Origin of the sequence: Roseateles sp. NT4 (assembly GCF_051857475.1) — a bacterium.
GTDB lineage: Bacteria > Pseudomonadota > Gammaproteobacteria > Burkholderiales > Burkholderiaceae_C > Pelomonas.
Window position 1 is genome coordinate 918917 of record NZ_JBPZGZ010000001.1, and the last position, 15845, is coordinate 934761.

At 69.0% G+C, this 15845-nt stretch carries 15 protein-coding genes; 10 read left to right on the forward strand and 5 right to left on the reverse strand.

Features of this window, described 5'->3' with window-relative positions; genetic code table 11:
• The first annotated feature begins 24 nt into the window (after positions 1-24).
• From ACS5PN_RS04370 to ACS5PN_RS04415, 10 genes are read left to right on the forward strand one after another with little or no spacing between them, the layout of a single operon-like run.
• Positions 25-582, forward strand: a complete 558-nt coding sequence (locus tag ACS5PN_RS04370; protein WP_439462714.1) for a type IV pilus modification PilV family protein — start codon at positions 25-27, stop codon at positions 580-582.
• Positions 572-1384 carry a PulJ/GspJ family protein gene (locus ACS5PN_RS04375; RefSeq protein WP_439462715.1) on the forward strand — a complete coding sequence of 271 codons (813 nt, stop codon included), beginning with the start codon at positions 572-574 and terminating at the stop codon, positions 1382-1384. The genes ACS5PN_RS04370 and ACS5PN_RS04375 overlap by 11 nt, the downstream gene beginning before the upstream one ends.
• Entirely contained in the window at positions 1381-1854 is a 474-nt protein-coding gene (locus ACS5PN_RS04380) for an agglutinin biogenesis protein MshP (protein WP_439462716.1), read from the forward strand. Before ACS5PN_RS04375 ends, ACS5PN_RS04380 begins: the two co-directional genes overlap by 4 nt.
• On the forward strand, positions 1824-5438 hold the full coding sequence (locus ACS5PN_RS04385; protein WP_439462717.1) for a DUF6701 domain-containing protein: 3615 nt from the start codon (positions 1824-1826) through the stop codon (positions 5436-5438). Before ACS5PN_RS04380 ends, ACS5PN_RS04385 begins: the two co-directional genes overlap by 31 nt.
• Positions 5438-6421: a hypothetical protein gene (locus ACS5PN_RS04390; RefSeq protein ID WP_439462718.1), complete on the forward strand. Its 984-nt coding sequence runs from the start codon at positions 5438-5440 to the stop codon at positions 6419-6421. The genes ACS5PN_RS04385 and ACS5PN_RS04390 overlap by 1 nt, the downstream gene beginning before the upstream one ends.
• Positions 6421-7101 carry a PilN domain-containing protein gene (locus ACS5PN_RS04395; RefSeq protein ID WP_439462719.1) on the forward strand — a complete coding sequence of 227 codons (681 nt, stop codon included), beginning with the start codon at positions 6421-6423 and terminating at the stop codon, positions 7099-7101. Before ACS5PN_RS04390 ends, ACS5PN_RS04395 begins: the two co-directional genes overlap by 1 nt.
• Positions 7098-7808 (forward strand): hypothetical protein, encoded by a 711-nt coding sequence (locus tag ACS5PN_RS04400; RefSeq protein WP_439462720.1) that lies wholly within the window; start codon positions 7098-7100, stop codon positions 7806-7808. Before ACS5PN_RS04395 ends, ACS5PN_RS04400 begins: the two co-directional genes overlap by 4 nt.
• On the forward strand, positions 7805-8209 hold the full coding sequence (locus ACS5PN_RS04405) for a hypothetical protein (RefSeq protein ID WP_439462721.1): 405 nt from the start codon (positions 7805-7807) through the stop codon (positions 8207-8209). The genes ACS5PN_RS04400 and ACS5PN_RS04405 overlap by 4 nt, the downstream gene beginning before the upstream one ends.
• Positions 8206-9993 carry a secretin N-terminal domain-containing protein gene (locus ACS5PN_RS04410; RefSeq protein ID WP_439462722.1) on the forward strand — a complete coding sequence of 596 codons (1788 nt, stop codon included), beginning with the start codon at positions 8206-8208 and terminating at the stop codon, positions 9991-9993. The genes ACS5PN_RS04405 and ACS5PN_RS04410 overlap by 4 nt, the downstream gene beginning before the upstream one ends.
• The gene (locus ACS5PN_RS04415; protein ID WP_439462723.1) at positions 9993-10319 is read left to right on the forward strand and encodes a hypothetical protein; all 327 of its coding nucleotides are present in this window, start codon (positions 9993-9995) and stop codon (positions 10317-10319) included. The genes ACS5PN_RS04410 and ACS5PN_RS04415 overlap by 1 nt, the downstream gene beginning before the upstream one ends.
• A 2-nt stretch (positions 10320-10321) precedes the next feature.
• On the opposite strand, the gene ACS5PN_RS04420 is transcribed toward ACS5PN_RS04415, so the two are convergent.
• The 5 genes from ACS5PN_RS04420 to ACS5PN_RS04440 form a co-directional block, all read right to left on the reverse strand.
• Positions 10322-12154, reverse strand: a complete 1833-nt coding sequence (locus ACS5PN_RS04420) for a right-handed parallel beta-helix repeat-containing protein (RefSeq protein WP_439462724.1) — start codon at positions 12152-12154, stop codon at positions 10322-10324.
• Positions 12155-12233: 79 nt separating this feature from the next.
• Positions 12234-13118, reverse strand: a complete 885-nt coding sequence (locus ACS5PN_RS04425; RefSeq protein WP_439462725.1) for a DMT family transporter — start codon at positions 13116-13118, stop codon at positions 12234-12236.
• Positions 13115-13618 (reverse strand): methylated-DNA--[protein]-cysteine S-methyltransferase, encoded by a 504-nt coding sequence (locus ACS5PN_RS04430; protein ID WP_439462726.1) that lies wholly within the window; start codon positions 13616-13618, stop codon positions 13115-13117. The genes ACS5PN_RS04425 and ACS5PN_RS04430 overlap by 4 nt, the downstream gene beginning before the upstream one ends.
• On the reverse strand, positions 13615-15057 hold the full coding sequence (locus tag ACS5PN_RS04435; protein ID WP_439462727.1) for an Ada metal-binding domain-containing protein: 1443 nt from the start codon (positions 15055-15057) through the stop codon (positions 13615-13617). Before ACS5PN_RS04435 ends, ACS5PN_RS04430 begins: the two co-directional genes overlap by 4 nt.
• Before the next feature lie 61 nt (positions 15058-15118).
• The gene (locus ACS5PN_RS04440; protein WP_439462728.1) at positions 15119-15841 is read right to left on the reverse strand and encodes a substrate-binding periplasmic protein; all 723 of its coding nucleotides are present in this window, start codon (positions 15839-15841) and stop codon (positions 15119-15121) included.
• Positions 15842-15845 lie beyond the last annotated feature (4 nt).

Genomic DNA, 15845 nt, shown 5'->3' on the forward strand with positions numbered 1-15845 from the left:
AGGCGCCCGGCTAGCATCCCCCGCATGCCGACGCTGCCCCGCCGGCCGCGCCCGCGCGGCCTGAGCCTGATCGAACTGCTGATGTTCATCGTCGTCGTCGGCATTGCCCTGGCGGCGCTGCTCAAGGTCTTCGTCACCGCGACGATAGGCAGTGCCGATCCCATGATCCGCCGCCAGCAACTGGCCATCGCCGAATCGCTGCTGCGCGAGGTGGAGTTGATGAATTTCACCTGGTGCGATCCTGAATCCCCTCAGCTTGCCACGGCCAACAGCGCCGCCGACTGTGCGGGCGGCGCCGAGAACAGCGGCCCGGAGACCGGTGAAACCCGCTACGGCCCGACCTACTTCGACAACGTCAACGACTACGCGGGCTTCTCCATGAGCGGCATCCGCGACGCAACTGGCACGGTCCTCGCCGGATTGAGCGGCTACGGCGCCTCGGTGGCCGTCACTGGGATGGCCCTGGACAGCGTCGCGGCTGGTGAGGCGCTGAAGATCACCGTCACCGTCACGGCCCCCAACGTCTCGGCGCTCAGCCTGCAAGGCTGGCGAACCCGCTATGCGCCCAATGATGCGAACTGAGCGCGGCTTCACGCTGATCGAGGCGGTGCTGGTCATCGTCCTGACCGGCATCGTCATCACCATCGTCTCGCTCTTCATCGTGCCGGCCAGCACCGCCTATTTCGACAGCGGCGCTCGCGCCCAGCTCGGCGAGCAGGCCGACACCACCCTGCGCCGCATCGCGCGCGACCTGACCGGCGCCCTGCCCAACAGCGTGCGCATCACCGGCAACAGCCTGGAACTCATCCCCGTCAGCGGCGCGGCACGCTACGCCACCGATGCCGCCGGCGCCTTGCGGTTCGGCGTGACGCCCATCCCCAACTTTGCAATCGTCGGGCCGCCCCTCAAGCTCAGCCATGCCAGCCAGCAATTGGCCTGGTACAACCTGGGCGCCGGCACCTCCGATGCCGATGCCTACACCGGCAGCAATGTGCGCACATCGACGAGCGCCGCCGGCAATGCGCTCAACGTCGGCGTCTCCGGCGCGGCTCTGCCCAACCCGCTGCAGGCGCCGCCGTTCCGGGTCTATGCCATCGAGCCGCCCGTGACCTACCGTTGCGATCTGTCGGCGCGGACGCTGACCCGCTACAGCGGCTACGGCTTTCTTGCCGTCCAGCCCAACCCGCCGGCCGGGGGCACCAGTGCGCTGCTGGCCCGCAATGTCAGCGGCTGCAGTTTCAGATTCGACCCAGCCGCCGTCGGGGCACGCTATGGCCTGGTCTCGCTGGAGCTGTCGCTGCAGACCCGGGACCCGGCCGTGCAGTCGGATCCGGTCGAGACGGTGACCCTGTACCACGCAGTTCACGTGGACAACCTGCCATGAAGGCGCTGCGTGGCTTCACCATGATGTCCATGCTCTTCATCCTCGTGGTGCTGGCGGCGCTGGGCATCGCGCTGGCCTCGCTGAGCCAGCGGCAGCAACTCGGCTCGGCCGGTGAGCTGGCCGCCGCCAAGGCCTACCAGGCCGCCCTGGCCGGTCTGGAGTGGGGCAGCTTCCAGATCCTGCGCAACGGCGCACAGCCAGCCTGCTTCGGGACCAAGAGCTTTGCCCTGCCCGACCAGTTGTCCGACTTCACGGTCACCGTCACCTGCGCCCGCACGCCGAACGCCGGCACGACGACGGACGGCGATCGGGTGCTGGCCTTCTACGACATCCAGGCCACGGCCTGCAACATCACGAGCGCCGGGACCTGTCCGAACGGCGCCACCACCGAGCCGGCCTATGCCGAGCGCCAACTCAACCGCACTCTGTCCTCCAAGACATGTCTCGTTGGTTCCGCCTCCTCCTGCTGATCGCCCTGGCGCTGTCGTATGGCTGCGCGCGGGCCGCGTCCACCTATACCTTCCGCAGCGACAGCTACGCCTGGGAAACGGCCGCCAATGCCATCACCTGGGACAAGACCTGCACCGGCTATCCCGGCGATGACGACAAGGCCACCATCACCCTCACCGGCGGATTCAAGTTCAGATTCGCCAGCACCGACTACACCTCGGTGCGCGTGCTGGCCAACGGCGGCCTGCAGTTCGGCACCGACACCGGCTTCTTCCGCACCTTCACCAACACCGCCCTGCCCGCCGGCACGCCGGCTGCGCAGAGCGGCTGCACGGCGACGGCGACGACCAATGTCATCCTGGCCTACTGGACCGACCTGAACCCCAGCGCGAGCGGCAGTGGCGGCGTGACCTGGGAACAAAAGGGCACGGCGCCGAACCGCTATCTCGTCGTGTCCTGGAACGGCGTCTACCAGTACAGCACGACCACGCCCTACACCTTCCAGATCATCCTCTACGAGAGTGCCAGCGGCGTGAACGGCGAGTTCAAGTACCAGTACGGCAATGCCAACGCCACCGGTTCCAAGGCCACCATCGGCGTGCAGATCGACAGCAGCGACTACACGCAGTACTCCTACAACAGCGGCTACAACGCCAATGGCAGCGCCATCCGCTGGTTCGTGCCCAGCGGGACGCCGACCCGCCGCGCCGAGTACCGCTTCGACGAATACAGCTACAGCGGCCGCGTCGGCGAAGTGCTGGACAGCAGCGGCGGCAGCAACAACGGCGTGCGCGTCGGCAGCGCCACCACCGTGGCCTCGCCGCGGGTGGTCTGCCGATCGCTCAGCATCCCGGCCGATGCCTCGTCCGCCAGTCACGCCGTCGACACGCTGCTCGACGTCAATTCCGGCATCGGCGACACCGGCGCCGTGACCTTCTGGTACTACGCCAACGCCGCCTGGAACAGCGGTGCCGCCATGCTGCTGGACGCGACGACTTCGACGAGCAAACCGTTTTTCCTGGTGCGCCAGAGCGACGGCTCCCTGCGCTTCACCGCCGCCGACAGCACCGGCGTGCTGATCTCTGCCGTCACCGCGGCCCAGACCGGCGGCGCCGCCACCTGGAAGCACATCGGCGTCACCTGGAAGCTGGCCTCCGGCAGCAACCAGAGCGTGGTCCGCATCTACATCAACGGCAGCCAGGTCGGCGCCACGACGGGCACGACCACGGGTGGCCTGGACAACAGCATCGGCACCCTCTTCGTCGGTGACAACCGCAGCAGCCCCGCGCCCACCAACGCCACGCTCGCCTCGGCCAATGGCTATATCGACGAGATGCGGGTCTACAACTACGAGATCAGCGCGCTGGAGCTGACGGCGGACATGAACCCGGCCCACACCTGTCCGCCGCCGCTGGACCATTACGAGGTGTGGCTGCCTTCCGCCAGCCTCACCTGCCTTCCCACCACGGTCACCGTCAAGGCCTGCTCGACGAATGCGGCCACCTGCAGCGTTGAGACCACGGTCAACGGCACCGCCACGCTGACGACCAACGCCGGCACCCTGGCCAACACCCTGCTCAGCTTCAGCAACGGCGTCGCCACGACGACCTTGAGCCTGCCCGGCGGCGCCGACAACACGGTTGCGACGCTGACGCTGAGCGCCGAAAGCACGTCCGCCGCCAACGCGCGGCAGTGCTGCCCGGACGGTGCCAGCTGCTATCCCTCCAACAGCTGCCCGACGACCTTCAAGCGCTCGGGCTTCATCGTGGCCAGCACGCCGGCCACGGCCACCAACACGGGCGGCGCCGCGATCACGCTGCCCACCCAGGTTGCCGGCACGGCGTCGTCCACCTACTACCTTCGTGCCGTCAAGAGCGGCACGTCCACCCAGGTCTGTGAGGCCGCGCTGACCGGCAACCGCAACGTGAACTGGGGCTATCAGTGCAACGACCCCACGACCTGCGGCGGCAGCAACCTGATGAGCGTCAACGGCACCGCCATCGCCAGCAACGCCAACGGTGTGTCGACGGCCACGGCAGCCGTGCCGATGACCTTCGACGGCTATGGCAACGCGCCCTTCACGTTGACCTTTGCCGATGTGGGCAAGACGGCGCTGTTCTTCAACTACGCCACCAACGCCCTGGCCGGCATTGACATCAGCGGCACCGGCAATGCCTTCGTCACCAGGCCGGCCAAGTTTTTGATCGACAACGCCGTCACTCCGGGCGGTGTCGTCAATCCGGCTTCCTCGTCCAGCACGCCCGGCGTCTTCGTGGCCGCAGGCGCGCTCTTCAATGCACGCGTCACGGCCCAGACCTCCGGTGGCGCGGCCACGCCCAATTTCGGCAAAGAGGCCGCACCTGAAGGCGTGCTGCTGGCCGCCAACCTCGTCGAGCCCGTTGGCGGCAACCCGGGCACGCTCGGCGGCAACACCACCGTCGCCGGGACCGCGTTCACCAATGGCGTCGCCGCCGTCACAGGCCTGACCTACAGCGAGGTGGGGCTGATGAGCATCACGGGCACGATCGCTGACACCAACTACCTCGGCGGTGGCAACGTCCCGACGCCCACGCTGCCCCTGCCGGCCAGCAACAACATCGGGCGGTTCACGCCAGCCGGCTTCACCGTGGTGCCCGTCGCGTCGAACCACCGCGTCGCTCAGGCTTGTCCGGCGGCCTCCGCCTTCACCTATCTCGACGAGAGCTTCAGCGTCAATTTCACCCTGGCGGCCGTCAACGCCCAAGGGGTCACGACGCAGAACTACGCCGGCAACACCTATGCCCGTTTCGACCTCGCCACGACAAACTTCAATCTGGCAGGCAGCGACACCACCAATGCCGTCACCACGAAATTGCCCTCGAGCCGGCTGACTGTGGCCAGCGCTGGCGCCTGGCCCGCGGTCGGCAACGCGGCAGCCGGCACGGCCAGCGTGACGTTGACGGTCACCCCCAGGCGCCTGGCCGCGCCCGACGGACCCTTCGACAACACGCTGTTCGGCATCGCGCCGTTGGATCAGGACAACGTCGGCATGCGCGCTTTTGACCTGGATGCCGACCCCGCCATTGCCGGCAACGACCACACCAGGGTCCATCCCGGGCAAATCCCCCTGCGGTACGGCAGATTGCGCCTACAAAATGCGCTGAGCGCGGCCAACCGCGCGCTGAAACTGCCGCTGAGCGCCCAATACTGGAATGGCGGCATCTTCGTCAACAACGCCTTGGATTCCTGCACCCGCATCACGGACACCAACCTGAGCTTCGGCAATTTCCGCAAGACGCTGACCAGCGCCGATGCGGTCATGAACCCGAATGCGGTCACCGTCGACCCCGCCAACCCCGTCTACATCACCCTGGCCGCCCCCGGCGGCGGACGCCTGGGCAGCATGGACGTCACCGTGGCCCTGGGTTCGACCTCGGCCGACGCCTCCTGCCTGAAAACCGCCAGCGGCTGGACGGCCTCGAAGGCCGCCACCGCCGGTGCCAATCTTGCGTCGCTGCGCGGCGCCTGGTGCGGCAACACCGCCACCAGCGACCCCAGCGCCCGCGCCACCTGGGGGCTGTTCCGCGGCAGCGATGGCGTCGTCTACCAGCGGGAGAACTATTGATGCGCTGGCCCTGGTCTCCCCGCCGCAGCGCCCATCGCCTGCTGCTGCGCCGTGTCGGCGAGCAGCACGCCTTCGTGCTGACCGACGGCCCGCCTGGCGAAGAACCCGCCCGCCTGCTGCGCTGGGGTCTGCTGCCGGAGGCAAAACCTGTCCCCAGCGGGGACGCTATCGCGCTGCTGGACCCGGCCGACTACCAGATCCTCAAGGTCGACACGCCCAATGTGCCGCAGGAGGAGCTGAAATCGGCCGCGCGCTGGCAGATCAAGGAGATGGTGGATGTCGATGTCGCCGAACTGACGCTGGACGTCATGCATGTCGGCGGCGACGTCGAGCGGCCGCAGCGCCATCTCTTTGTCATCGCGGCCCGCAACAGCGCCATCAAGACCCTGACGAACGGCGCAGCCGGCATCAGCGACCAGATCGGCATCGTCGACGTCTGGGAGACGGCGCTGCGCAATCTGCTGGCCGCCCAGGCGCGCGCCGACGAGCTGAGCGCGCGCGCCTGTGCCGCCGTCCACATCGACGAGCGCCATTGCCTGCTGGTCGTCTGCGCCGGCGACGAGCTCTTCTACACGCGCCGCCTCGAGGGCGACCCCGGCCTGCTGGCCCGCGCTCGCGGCGAGCAGGGCGGAGCCGGCGTTGCCGAGCTGCCGCTGGGCTTCGAGTACCAACCTGGCGGCGCCTTCGATGCCGGTGCCACCCAGGAATCGCCCCTGGTCGTGGAACTGCAACGCTCGATTGACGTGTGGGAACGCAGCTGGCCTGAGCTTCCGCTGGCGCGCCTGTATGTCGCGACGGCCGAGCACGGCGCCGAGGTCGCCGCGCTGATCCAGCGCGAGCTCGGCCAACGCACCGTGGCCCTGAATCCCCTGGCCGCCTTCGCCCCAGCCGCCCCGGCCCCCGAGGGCGATGCGACGCAGGCACTGGGAGCCTGCCTTCCGCTGCTGGGCGCCGCCCTGCGCACGGAGACAAGAAAGCTCTGATGGCCCAGCAAATCAATCTGCTCACGCCCATCCTGCTGGCACCCAAGCGCTATTTTTCGGCGCTGACGTTGCTGCAAGCCAGCGGCCTGTTGATCGTCGCCGGCTTTGTCGCCGCGCTGTGGATGCAGCAGCGCGACCGCAATGCGGAGGCCGAACACCAGGCCCTGCTGGCACGCTACGCCACCGAGCGCCAGGCCCTCACCGTCGCCCGCGCTGGCCTGCCGGCGCCGCTGGACCCGGCGGCCGTGCAACAGCAACTGCTGCCACTGCAGGCCGGCAACGCCGAGCGCCGCGCACTGCTGCGCACGCTGGGCGCCGACGGCCTGCCGGGCCAGCGCCACTCGGATCTGCTCGCACTGGTCGCCAACAGCCTGCCCGAGCAGGCCTGGCTCAGTGAGTTGCGCTACACGCCCGGCCGCCTCGAGATCAGCGGCGGCACGCTGGATACGGCCGTGCTGCGCCCGTGGCTGGCCAGGCTCGGCACGCATCCGCTGCTGGCGGGCCAGGAGCTGGCGGCCCTGCGCGTGGACCGCGCCGGAGCGCCGGGCAGCGAGCTCAGCAACCATCCGCTGATGGCGCGCGGCGCACCGCTCGAGAAGGCCGGCCTGCCGGTCTGGGTGTTCCGCGTGGTCAGCGCGCCGGCCGCGCCGGCCAGCGCCGCCTCCGGGAGCGCGCGATGAAGGCCCAGACCCAGATCGACCTCGCGCTGCTGCGTCGGCGCCTTGCACCGTTGCAATCCGCCTGGGAGCGCCAGGCCAAGCGCATCGACGCACTGAGCCTGCGCGAGCGGGCCATCCTCTTCCTCAGCCTGGTCGCGGTGCTGGCGGCGCTGTTTGACACTTTCGTCATGTCACCGCTGGCCGCCCGGGCCAAGGAACGCAGCGAGGCCCAGGCCAAGCAAGCCGCCGAGATCACGCAATTGCGCGAGCAGTTCAGGGTCGCCAGCAGCAGCAATGCCGACGGTCCGACGACGCAGCTGCAAGGCCAGCTGGATGCGGCCAAGGCCGACCGCCAGCAGCTGGACGCCGAACTGCGCCAGGCCAGCAGCCTCAATGCCGGTGAAGGCCTGTCGGCCGTGCTGCAGCGCCTGCTGGCCCAGCAAGCCGGCCTCGTGCTGGAAAGGCTGGTGCTGCTGGATGACCTGCCGATTGCAAGCCCCGCCGGCGCTGCGTCTGCGGCGCGAGGCGCCACGCCGGCGTTGATGCCTGGCATGAGCTGGCAAGGCGTGGAGTTGCATGTGCAGGGCAGCTATCGCGACGCGCAGCGCTATCTGCAGGCGCTTGAACGCGAACTGCCCGGCCTGCGTTGGGGCGAGCTGCGCCTGAGCGCCGACGGCGAAAAGCCGCGGTTGTCGGCACAGGTCTTTCTGCTCAAGGTGCAGCCATGAGGCCGTTGCTTCCCATCACCCTGCTGCTCGCGGCGGCGCTGGCCCAGGCCGCCGACGATGCCGCCCGCGACCCCACCGCCATGCCCGCTGCCCTGCGCAGCGCCATCGCAGCGGCGCAGGCCGCATCGGCGGCCTCGGGCGTGGAGGCTCCGGCCGAAGTCGCCATCCGCCAGGTCATGGTCAGCGGTGGCCGTGCCTATGTCGTCGTGCGCGGCCGCCGCTACGGCGTCGGCGAGCAGTTCGAGGGCGCCCGCATTGAACGCATCACCGAGCAGGCCGTCTGGCTGCGCGAAGCCGGCCAGCTCCGGCGTGAGCCGCTGTACGGTGGAGTCGAAAAGCGCCTGCCCGCCGAAACGTCCCAGGCCGCGTCTGGCGTCAAGAAATCCAAGGAGAAGCCATGAAGGCCCCCGTCCATCGACTGCTGCTGGCCAGTGCTGCGGCTGCCCTGCTGGCAGGCTGCGCTGACAAGCCGTTGCGCGTCGCTCAGCCCAGCCAGTCCCTGCGCGAAGAGCTGCAGGCCCAGCGTGCGGCGCCACCGGCCTCTGCAGCCGCCGCCGCGCCGGAAGTCATCGCGGCGCCCGTGCTGCCACCGGCGCCGGTCCTGCCGCCCGAGCCGCGTTTCGACCTTATCGTCAACGGCGCGCCGGCCCGAGACGTCTTCCTGTCCTTGGTCAGCGACACCCGCTACAGCATGATCGTCCACCCCGGCGTGTCGGGCCAGCTGTCGGTCACGCTGAAGGGCGTCACCGTGCGCGAATCGCTGGACGCCATCCGCGATGTCTACGGCTTCGACTACGCCATGGACGGCCGCCGCATCACCGTCTTCCCGCCGACACTGCAGACCCGTGTCTTCACCATCAACGCGCTGGCCCATCAGCGCAGCGGCCGCAGCGAAGTGCGTGTCAGCTCGGGCGCCGCACCCGCCAGCAGCTCCAACAACCCGGCCGGTGGCAACAACACATCCAACAATGGCAGCAGCGGCACGACCAACACCGTGCTGCAGCAGGACAGCACCCAGCTCACGACCAAGGTGCAGAGCGACTTCTGGGGCGAAACGGCGGGTGCCTTGAAGGCCTTGGTCGGCACCGGCGAGGGCCGCACCGTCATCACCAGCCCGCAGACCGGCACCGTCGCCGTGCGTGCCATGCCCGACGAGCTGCGCCACGTCGAGGCCTGGCTGAAGGCCACCCGCATCTCCGTCGAGCGCCAGGTCATGCTGGAGGCCAAGATCGTCGAGGTCGAGTTGCGCGAGGGCTACCAGAGCGGCATCGACTGGTCCCGCGTCGGCGACCGCGGCGCCATCGGCCAAACCAGCGTCAACCCGTCCATCCCGACCGGCGTCAGCACCATCATCAACCCGCTGGTCAGCAACACGCGCGGCCTGCCGGTGCTGTCCACCGGCACGCAGAACCCGGCCTGGTCCGACCTCATCCCCCTGCCCTCGGCCGGCGGCGGCACCTTCGGGCTGGCGCTGGCGCGCGGCGGCTTCCAGGCGCTGCTGAGCTTCATCGAAACCCACGGCGACACGCAGATCCTGTCCAGCCCGCGCATCGCGACGCTGAACAACCAGAAGGCCGTCCTCAAGGTCGGCACCGACGACTACTTCATCACCGGCATCAGCGGCAGCAACAGCGGCAACAACAACAGCAACACCGGCACCAACGGCACGACCAACCAGATCCCGACGCTGACGCTGACGCCCTTCTTCAGCGGCATCGCGCTGGACGTCACGCCCCAGATCGATGCGGCCGACATGATCACCCTGCATGTCCATCCCTCGGTCTCCAACGTGACCGAAAAGGTCAAGCAGGTCGACCTCGGCTCGGTGGGCAATTTCCGCCTGCCGCTGGCCAGCTCCAGCGTCAACGAGAGCGACACCGTCGTGCGCATCCCTGATGGCCACATCGTCGCCATCGGCGGCCTGATGCAGATGGAAGCCACCCGCCGCGGCTCGGGCCTGCCCGGCGCCGACAGCAACCCGCTGACGTCCATGCTGTTCGGCAACCGCGCCAACAACGGCCGCAAGCGCGAGCTCATCGTCCTCATCAAGCCCAGCATCATCCGCAGCGCTGAGGATTGGGAGCAGCACAACCGCCTGATCAGCGAGTCCCTGGACGACACGGAAAGCCGTTCGCGTCGCGTGATCCGGCTGGACGGAACGGCGGCGGAATCCAAGCCCAAGTGATGGGCGCAGGCCTTCGCCGCGCCCTGTCAGTGCTGTGCCTGGCCGTGTCCCTGCCGGCTGCGGCTGCCACGGTCGCCAGCCCGTTGGATCTGCGGCTGCCGCCCATGACGGCGCGCGGTTCACCGCCTGCTGGCGTGATTCACGCGCCGAGCCGCCCCGTGCTGCGGCTGGAGCCTCGCAAGACCCTCATCGAACGGGGCGTGGAAGGCAGCCGCGAGGCGCTTCTGGCCTGCCAACGCGGCGCCTATCCCGGCGCCACGGTCACGGCCTCCGGCGTCCAGGTGTCGGGCGGCGACGCGCAGCCCGACCACTGCTACCGGTTCTGACGTCAGGGCAGCGCGCCAGGCATGTGCGTCGCGCCCCAGCCCAGCTGCTTGCGCACGTCGGCGGGCAGCAGCAGCGGCTGCACGCCCTCGGGGACGCGGACCAGCTCGAAGCGGCGCAGTTCCGGGCTGCGGAACACGGCGCCTTCGAAACCCTGCTGGGCGCGCCCCGTGGACTCCACGCCGGGCACCGCCTGGCGGAAAGCCTCTAGCGTGGCGAACTGCGTCTGACAGGCCGCACCCGGCACCGGGGCCCAGTTGACCAGCGGCTGGGCACCGCCCCCCGCGCGCAGATAGACATTGCCGTCGACACGGCTTGTCATGGCCTGCGTGACCTTGCCGCAGGTGACAGGCGCCTGCTCGATGCGCAGCAGCGGGCCCTTCACGCCGGCATCGGCTACCAGCAGATTGCCCTCGAAGACGTGGCCGACGCGCTCGTTGACGTCGGGCCCGGTCTGCGGGTGCCAGCCGAAATGGTCGCCCTGGGCGCTGCGCTCGTTGCGGTCGATCAGCGCCGGTGAATTGACGAAGGTGTTGTGAATGATCCTGGCGCCGGAGCTGTTCAGGATGCGCACGCCCTGCTGGTTGTTGACGAAGACGTTGCCGGCGACCGTGATGCCCTTGGAGATCTCGAAGAACAGGCCCGCTTGCGCCCCTTCCACGTAGTTGTTGACGAAGACGCCATCGACATTGCCGACGTCGTACCAGACACCGTTGGAATTGGGCTGGTCGATGATGAGGTTGTCGCGCACCGTCACGCGGTTGGACTGGTTGAAGATCTTCACCGCCGCCGGGAAATAGCCGGTCAGCTGCTCGACGTTGTTGCGGCGGATCAGGTTGCGCTCCAGCAGCACGTCGGACGAGCCGATGACGTAGATGCCCTCGGTGCTGGTATCGCTGATCAGCGAGTTGCGGATCACAAGCTTGTCGCCGCGGAAATAGCCGGCCACCCGCGAGCAATGCGTGATGGTGACGTTCTCCAGCAGCGTGCCGACGACCTCCTTGCCATGCTGGTCTTCAGGCGTCGGGCCGACGGGATCGTCGGTCGGTTCCTCGGAGACCTGGGTAGACGGCTTCTTGCCCTCGATGTCGATGGCACGGTAGGCGTATTGCGTGAAGGTCAGGCCACGCAGCGTCGGGCCCTTGCGGTCCGAGGGCTTGCCATGAACCTCGCGCGAAGGCCGGTGCAAGGCGATGTCATGGGCCGTGATCTCGACCAGGCGGCCGGCCGGGTTGGTGCCGATGTAGACATAGCCCTTGTCGTAGTCGACATAGAAGGCCTTGGCCGACACCTCGCCCTCCCAGCCGGCGGACTGCAGGGCCTCGCCGTCGATGAAGACCATGTCGTTGTTGAAGCGGTGCAGCGGCGTCAGCATGCCCTCGCGCTCGCGCCGCCACCAACCCATGGGCTGGGCGGGAAACAGGGTGGCCCAGCGGGTGCGCCAGACGTTGTTGCCCAGGCTCTGCCAGTCGGTGGCGACCTGGGTGCCCTTGAACACGGGCACCTCGTCCAGATAGGGCTGCAGGGTGACGCCCTGGTTGAGCTGCAGGCCGCCAGTGCGGTAGGTGCCACCACGCATGACGATGGCGTCTCCGGTAACGACACGGTCGATCGCCGACTCGATGGACGTGGGCTCGCCGAGGGTCGCGCCGCTCGCTTCGGGCCTGCCGTCCGGCGCGACGAAATAGACATGGGCCGCCTTGGGGACCGCATAACGCTGCGGCACGGGGCCATAGGGGCCACCGGAAGGCTGGGCCGAAGCGGTACCGCTCAGCAGCAGGGCCGCTGTCAGGCCGAGGGCGCCGGCCCAGCGGCGGCGAGCGAAGGTGTAAGTCATGCAGTCTCCAAACGCAAAAGGTAGCGCTACCAATTCTTGTGGGGCGCACGCTACCACGTCTTGAGGCGGCCTTCTTCCTTCAGCGCTTTTTCGGCCCCACGAGGCCCAGGGCCAGGGCGATGCCGACCAGCACGATGGCACCACCGGCCACCATCTGCGCCGTGATGGCTTCCTGCAGGAAGATGGCTCCCCACAGGATGGCGAACAGCGGGATCAGGAAGGTCACCGACACCGCATTCGTCGGCCCGACCCGGCTCATCAGCCGGAAATAGAGGATGTAGGCCAGAGCCGTGCACAGGGCCGCCAGGCCGAAGGCGCTGCTCCAGGCCACCGTCCCGGGCGCCTGCGCCGGCCACAGCCACGCCGCCGGAAGGGCCAGCATCAGGGCCGCGGCGAACTGGCTGCCGGTGGCCACGGCCAGCGGAGAAGCGCCGGTCAGAAAGCGCTTGGTCGCATTCGCCGCGACGCCGTAGCAGAGGGTCGCCGCGGCGCAGGCCAGCACGGCCAGCAAACCGGAATGGTCTTCTTCCCCGGACTTGAAGCTGGCCTTGTCCCAGGCCAGGAAGGCCACGCCGGCAAAACCGATGACGAGGCCGAGCACGCGCCACGGGGTCAGGCCCTGGCGCAGCCAGACGAAGGCGACGACAGCCGTCCACAGGGGCGTCGTCGCGTTGACGATGCTGGACAGGCCCGCCGTGATCGACAGGGCCGCGAAGGAGAACAGCGCGAAAGGGATAGCGCTGTTCAGGGCGCCGACGATGAGCAGCCCCTTCCAGTGCGTACGAAGTTCGGCCAGTTGACCGCGCGAGGCCAGCAGCGGGATCAGCATGAGGCTGGCCAGGCCGACGCGCACGGCAGCCAGCACGATGGGCCCGAACTCATGGGCGCCCAGGCGCATGAAAAGGAAGGACGCGCCCCACAGGGCCGCCAGCAGGACGAGTTCGCCGATGTCGAAAGCCTTCATGCCGCCATCACCTCAACATTCGCTTCCAGCTTCAACAAGGCCTTCTTGCGCTCCAGGCCGCCGGCATAGCCCGTCAATGAACCGTCGGCGCCGACGACGCGGTGGCAAGGGATCAGGATGGAGATGGGGTTGCGGCCGACGGCCGCGCCCAGGGCCCGGGCGGCCTGCGCCCGGCCCAGGCGCTCGGCCAGATGGCCATAGGTGTCGGGCGCACCGGGTGCAATGTCGAGCAAAGCCTGCCAGACCTCACGCTGGAAGGCCGTGCCGGCCGGGTCGAGCGGCGGCAGCGTGAAAGGCCTGCCGCTGAAATAGGCCGTCAGCGCGGCTGCGGTCGCCGAGAGCACGGCATCGCTGCCATCGTCCTCGGGCGCATCGAGAGGCCCGGGATGGTGCTTCTGGCCGTCGAACCACAGGCCCGACAGGCCGGTGGCGCTGCGGGCGGCCGTCAGCGGGCCGAGGGGCGTCGCGATGCGGCGCTGCAGGATGTGATGGTGGCTCATGAATGTCTCCAGAGATGCAGGACGGCGTAGCTGCGGAAGGGGCGGTAGCGCTCCGCGGCTTCGAGGTAGATCTTGGGCGAAACGAGGGGCCCGCCGGCGCTGAGGGCCTTGCGCAGGACCACGTCGCCGGGCGGGAAGACGTCGGGCCAGCTCCAGCCCCGCATCAGCATGTAATTGGCCGTCCAGGGGCCGATGCCGGGGATGGCCGTCAGCTCCTGCGCCGCGGCCTCGGGCGTGCCCTCGCGGCGGGCAAAGGCCAGCGTCGGCCAGGCCTGTGCCAGGGCGATGAGGCTGTCGGCGCGACGGCCGATGATGCCCAGCGATGCGATGTCGTCGCGCGTCGCGGTGGCGATGCGCTCGGGCGTCGGGAAGAGGCGCTGGCAAGCTGCGGGGGCGTCGGGCAAGACCTCGCCGAAGCGTTCAACAAAGCGGCCCGCCAAGGTTCGCGCGGCGGCGACGGTGACCTGCTGGCCCAGCACGGCCCGCACGGTCAGCTCGAAACGGTCCAGGCAACCCGGCAGGCGCTGACCCGGCACGGCGCCGTCACCCAAGGCGGCGGCAATGGTCTCGGGATCGGCGTCCAGGTCCAGCCAGCGGCGCAGCAGCGGCAGCAGTGAGCCGACGGCCGGCCACAGCGAGGGCGACAGCTCGATGCCGACCTCGCCTGCCTTGTCGAAGCTGACACGCAGCCAGCCCGCATGGCGCTCACCGGCATGCATCAGGGCCAGGGAGCGGGTCACACCGCCCTCCCCCACGACCTCGACGCCGGCAATGGCGCGAGGCGCAAGAAACGCCAGCACGCCGGCGACGTCGTACGGCTGGCGGTAGCTCAAGCGCAGCCGCGACACGGGCGCCGCACCGCCGCCCTCACGGCGCAGGGCCGTCGGCTGCAGCCGGTAGTGCTCGATGAAGGCGGCATTGAAGCGGCGCAGGCTGGCAAAGCCGGCCGCAAAGGCGATCTCGCTGACGGGCAAGGTACTGTCGGTCAGCAAGGCCTTGGCGAGCAGCAGGCGGCGCGTCTGCAGGTATTGCAGCGGCGAGACGCCATGCTCGGCCTGGAAGATGCGACGCAGATGCCGGCTCGTGATGCCGAGATGGGTGGCCAGGTCTTCGACGCTGGCTTCGGCGTCGTCGCAGGTGTCCAGCCACGCCGCGGCCTGCTGGGCCAGGGTGCGGGACGCGTCCATCGTCGTCCACGGCAGGGCCCGGGGCGCGAGCTCCGGCCGGCATTTCATGCAGGGGCGGAAACGCTCGGCCTCGGCCTGGGCCGCAGTCGAGAAGAAGCGGCAGTTCTCGCGCCGCGGCAGGCGGACGCGGCAGACGGGGCGGCAGTAGATGCCGGTCGACGTGACGCCGACATAGAGCCGGCCGTCGAACCGGACGTCATGCGCCTGCAGGACGGCGTAGGCGGCTTCGGGGGGCAGGTTCTCGGACAACATGCAGCCAGTCTAGGCCGGCCCCCTGTCAGATCCTGGCAGTTTTCGGACATGCCGCCAGGACTTACGGAAAGTAGCGGCGGCGGATGCGGGCGACGGTGCCGTCGTCTTCGAGCTGGCGGTAGGCGGCGACCCAGCGCCGGGCCTCGGCGGCCTCCAGCCCGAGCGATGCGGCCATGTAGAGGGTGGCGTCACCGAGCGTCGTCTGCAGCACGAAGAGCATGCGGGCCTGGCCATACTCGTCCATGGCGGCCTCGAGCATGGGCGTGCCAGCGTAGACGGCATCCAGGGCCTGCTCGCGCAGCAGGCGCAGCAGGTCGCGGTAGTCCTTGGCTTCAACGATGGTCTTGAAGCGCTCGGCCCGCAGATTGGCCGCAATCGGCGAGCCGCGCAGCACGCCAACGCGCAGCTCACGCAACTGGTCGAGTTCGAGGCGCGACTCGGTCGCGAGGGTGTAGAGGCCGTAGCGCACCGTCATCAGCGGCACCAGCCATTGGAAGCGGGCTTCGCGGTCCGGCGTGCGCGCCAAAGGAAAGATGCCGTAGTGCTGCCCCTGCTCGACCGTGCGCACCGCTCGGGCCCAGGGCACATAGCTGACGGTGGCTGGACGGCCCAGGCGCTGGGCCATGGCGACGGCAAGCTCGTGGGCAAAGCCGCGCTGCCCGCCAGGCGCCTCCCAGGCAAACGGCGGCAGATTGCCGGCTACCCACTCCAGCGGCGGCGCGGCCCGGGCTGTGCCCAGCCATGCAGCCGAAGCAAACAGCAGGCAACGGCGGGACAACAACATGCCC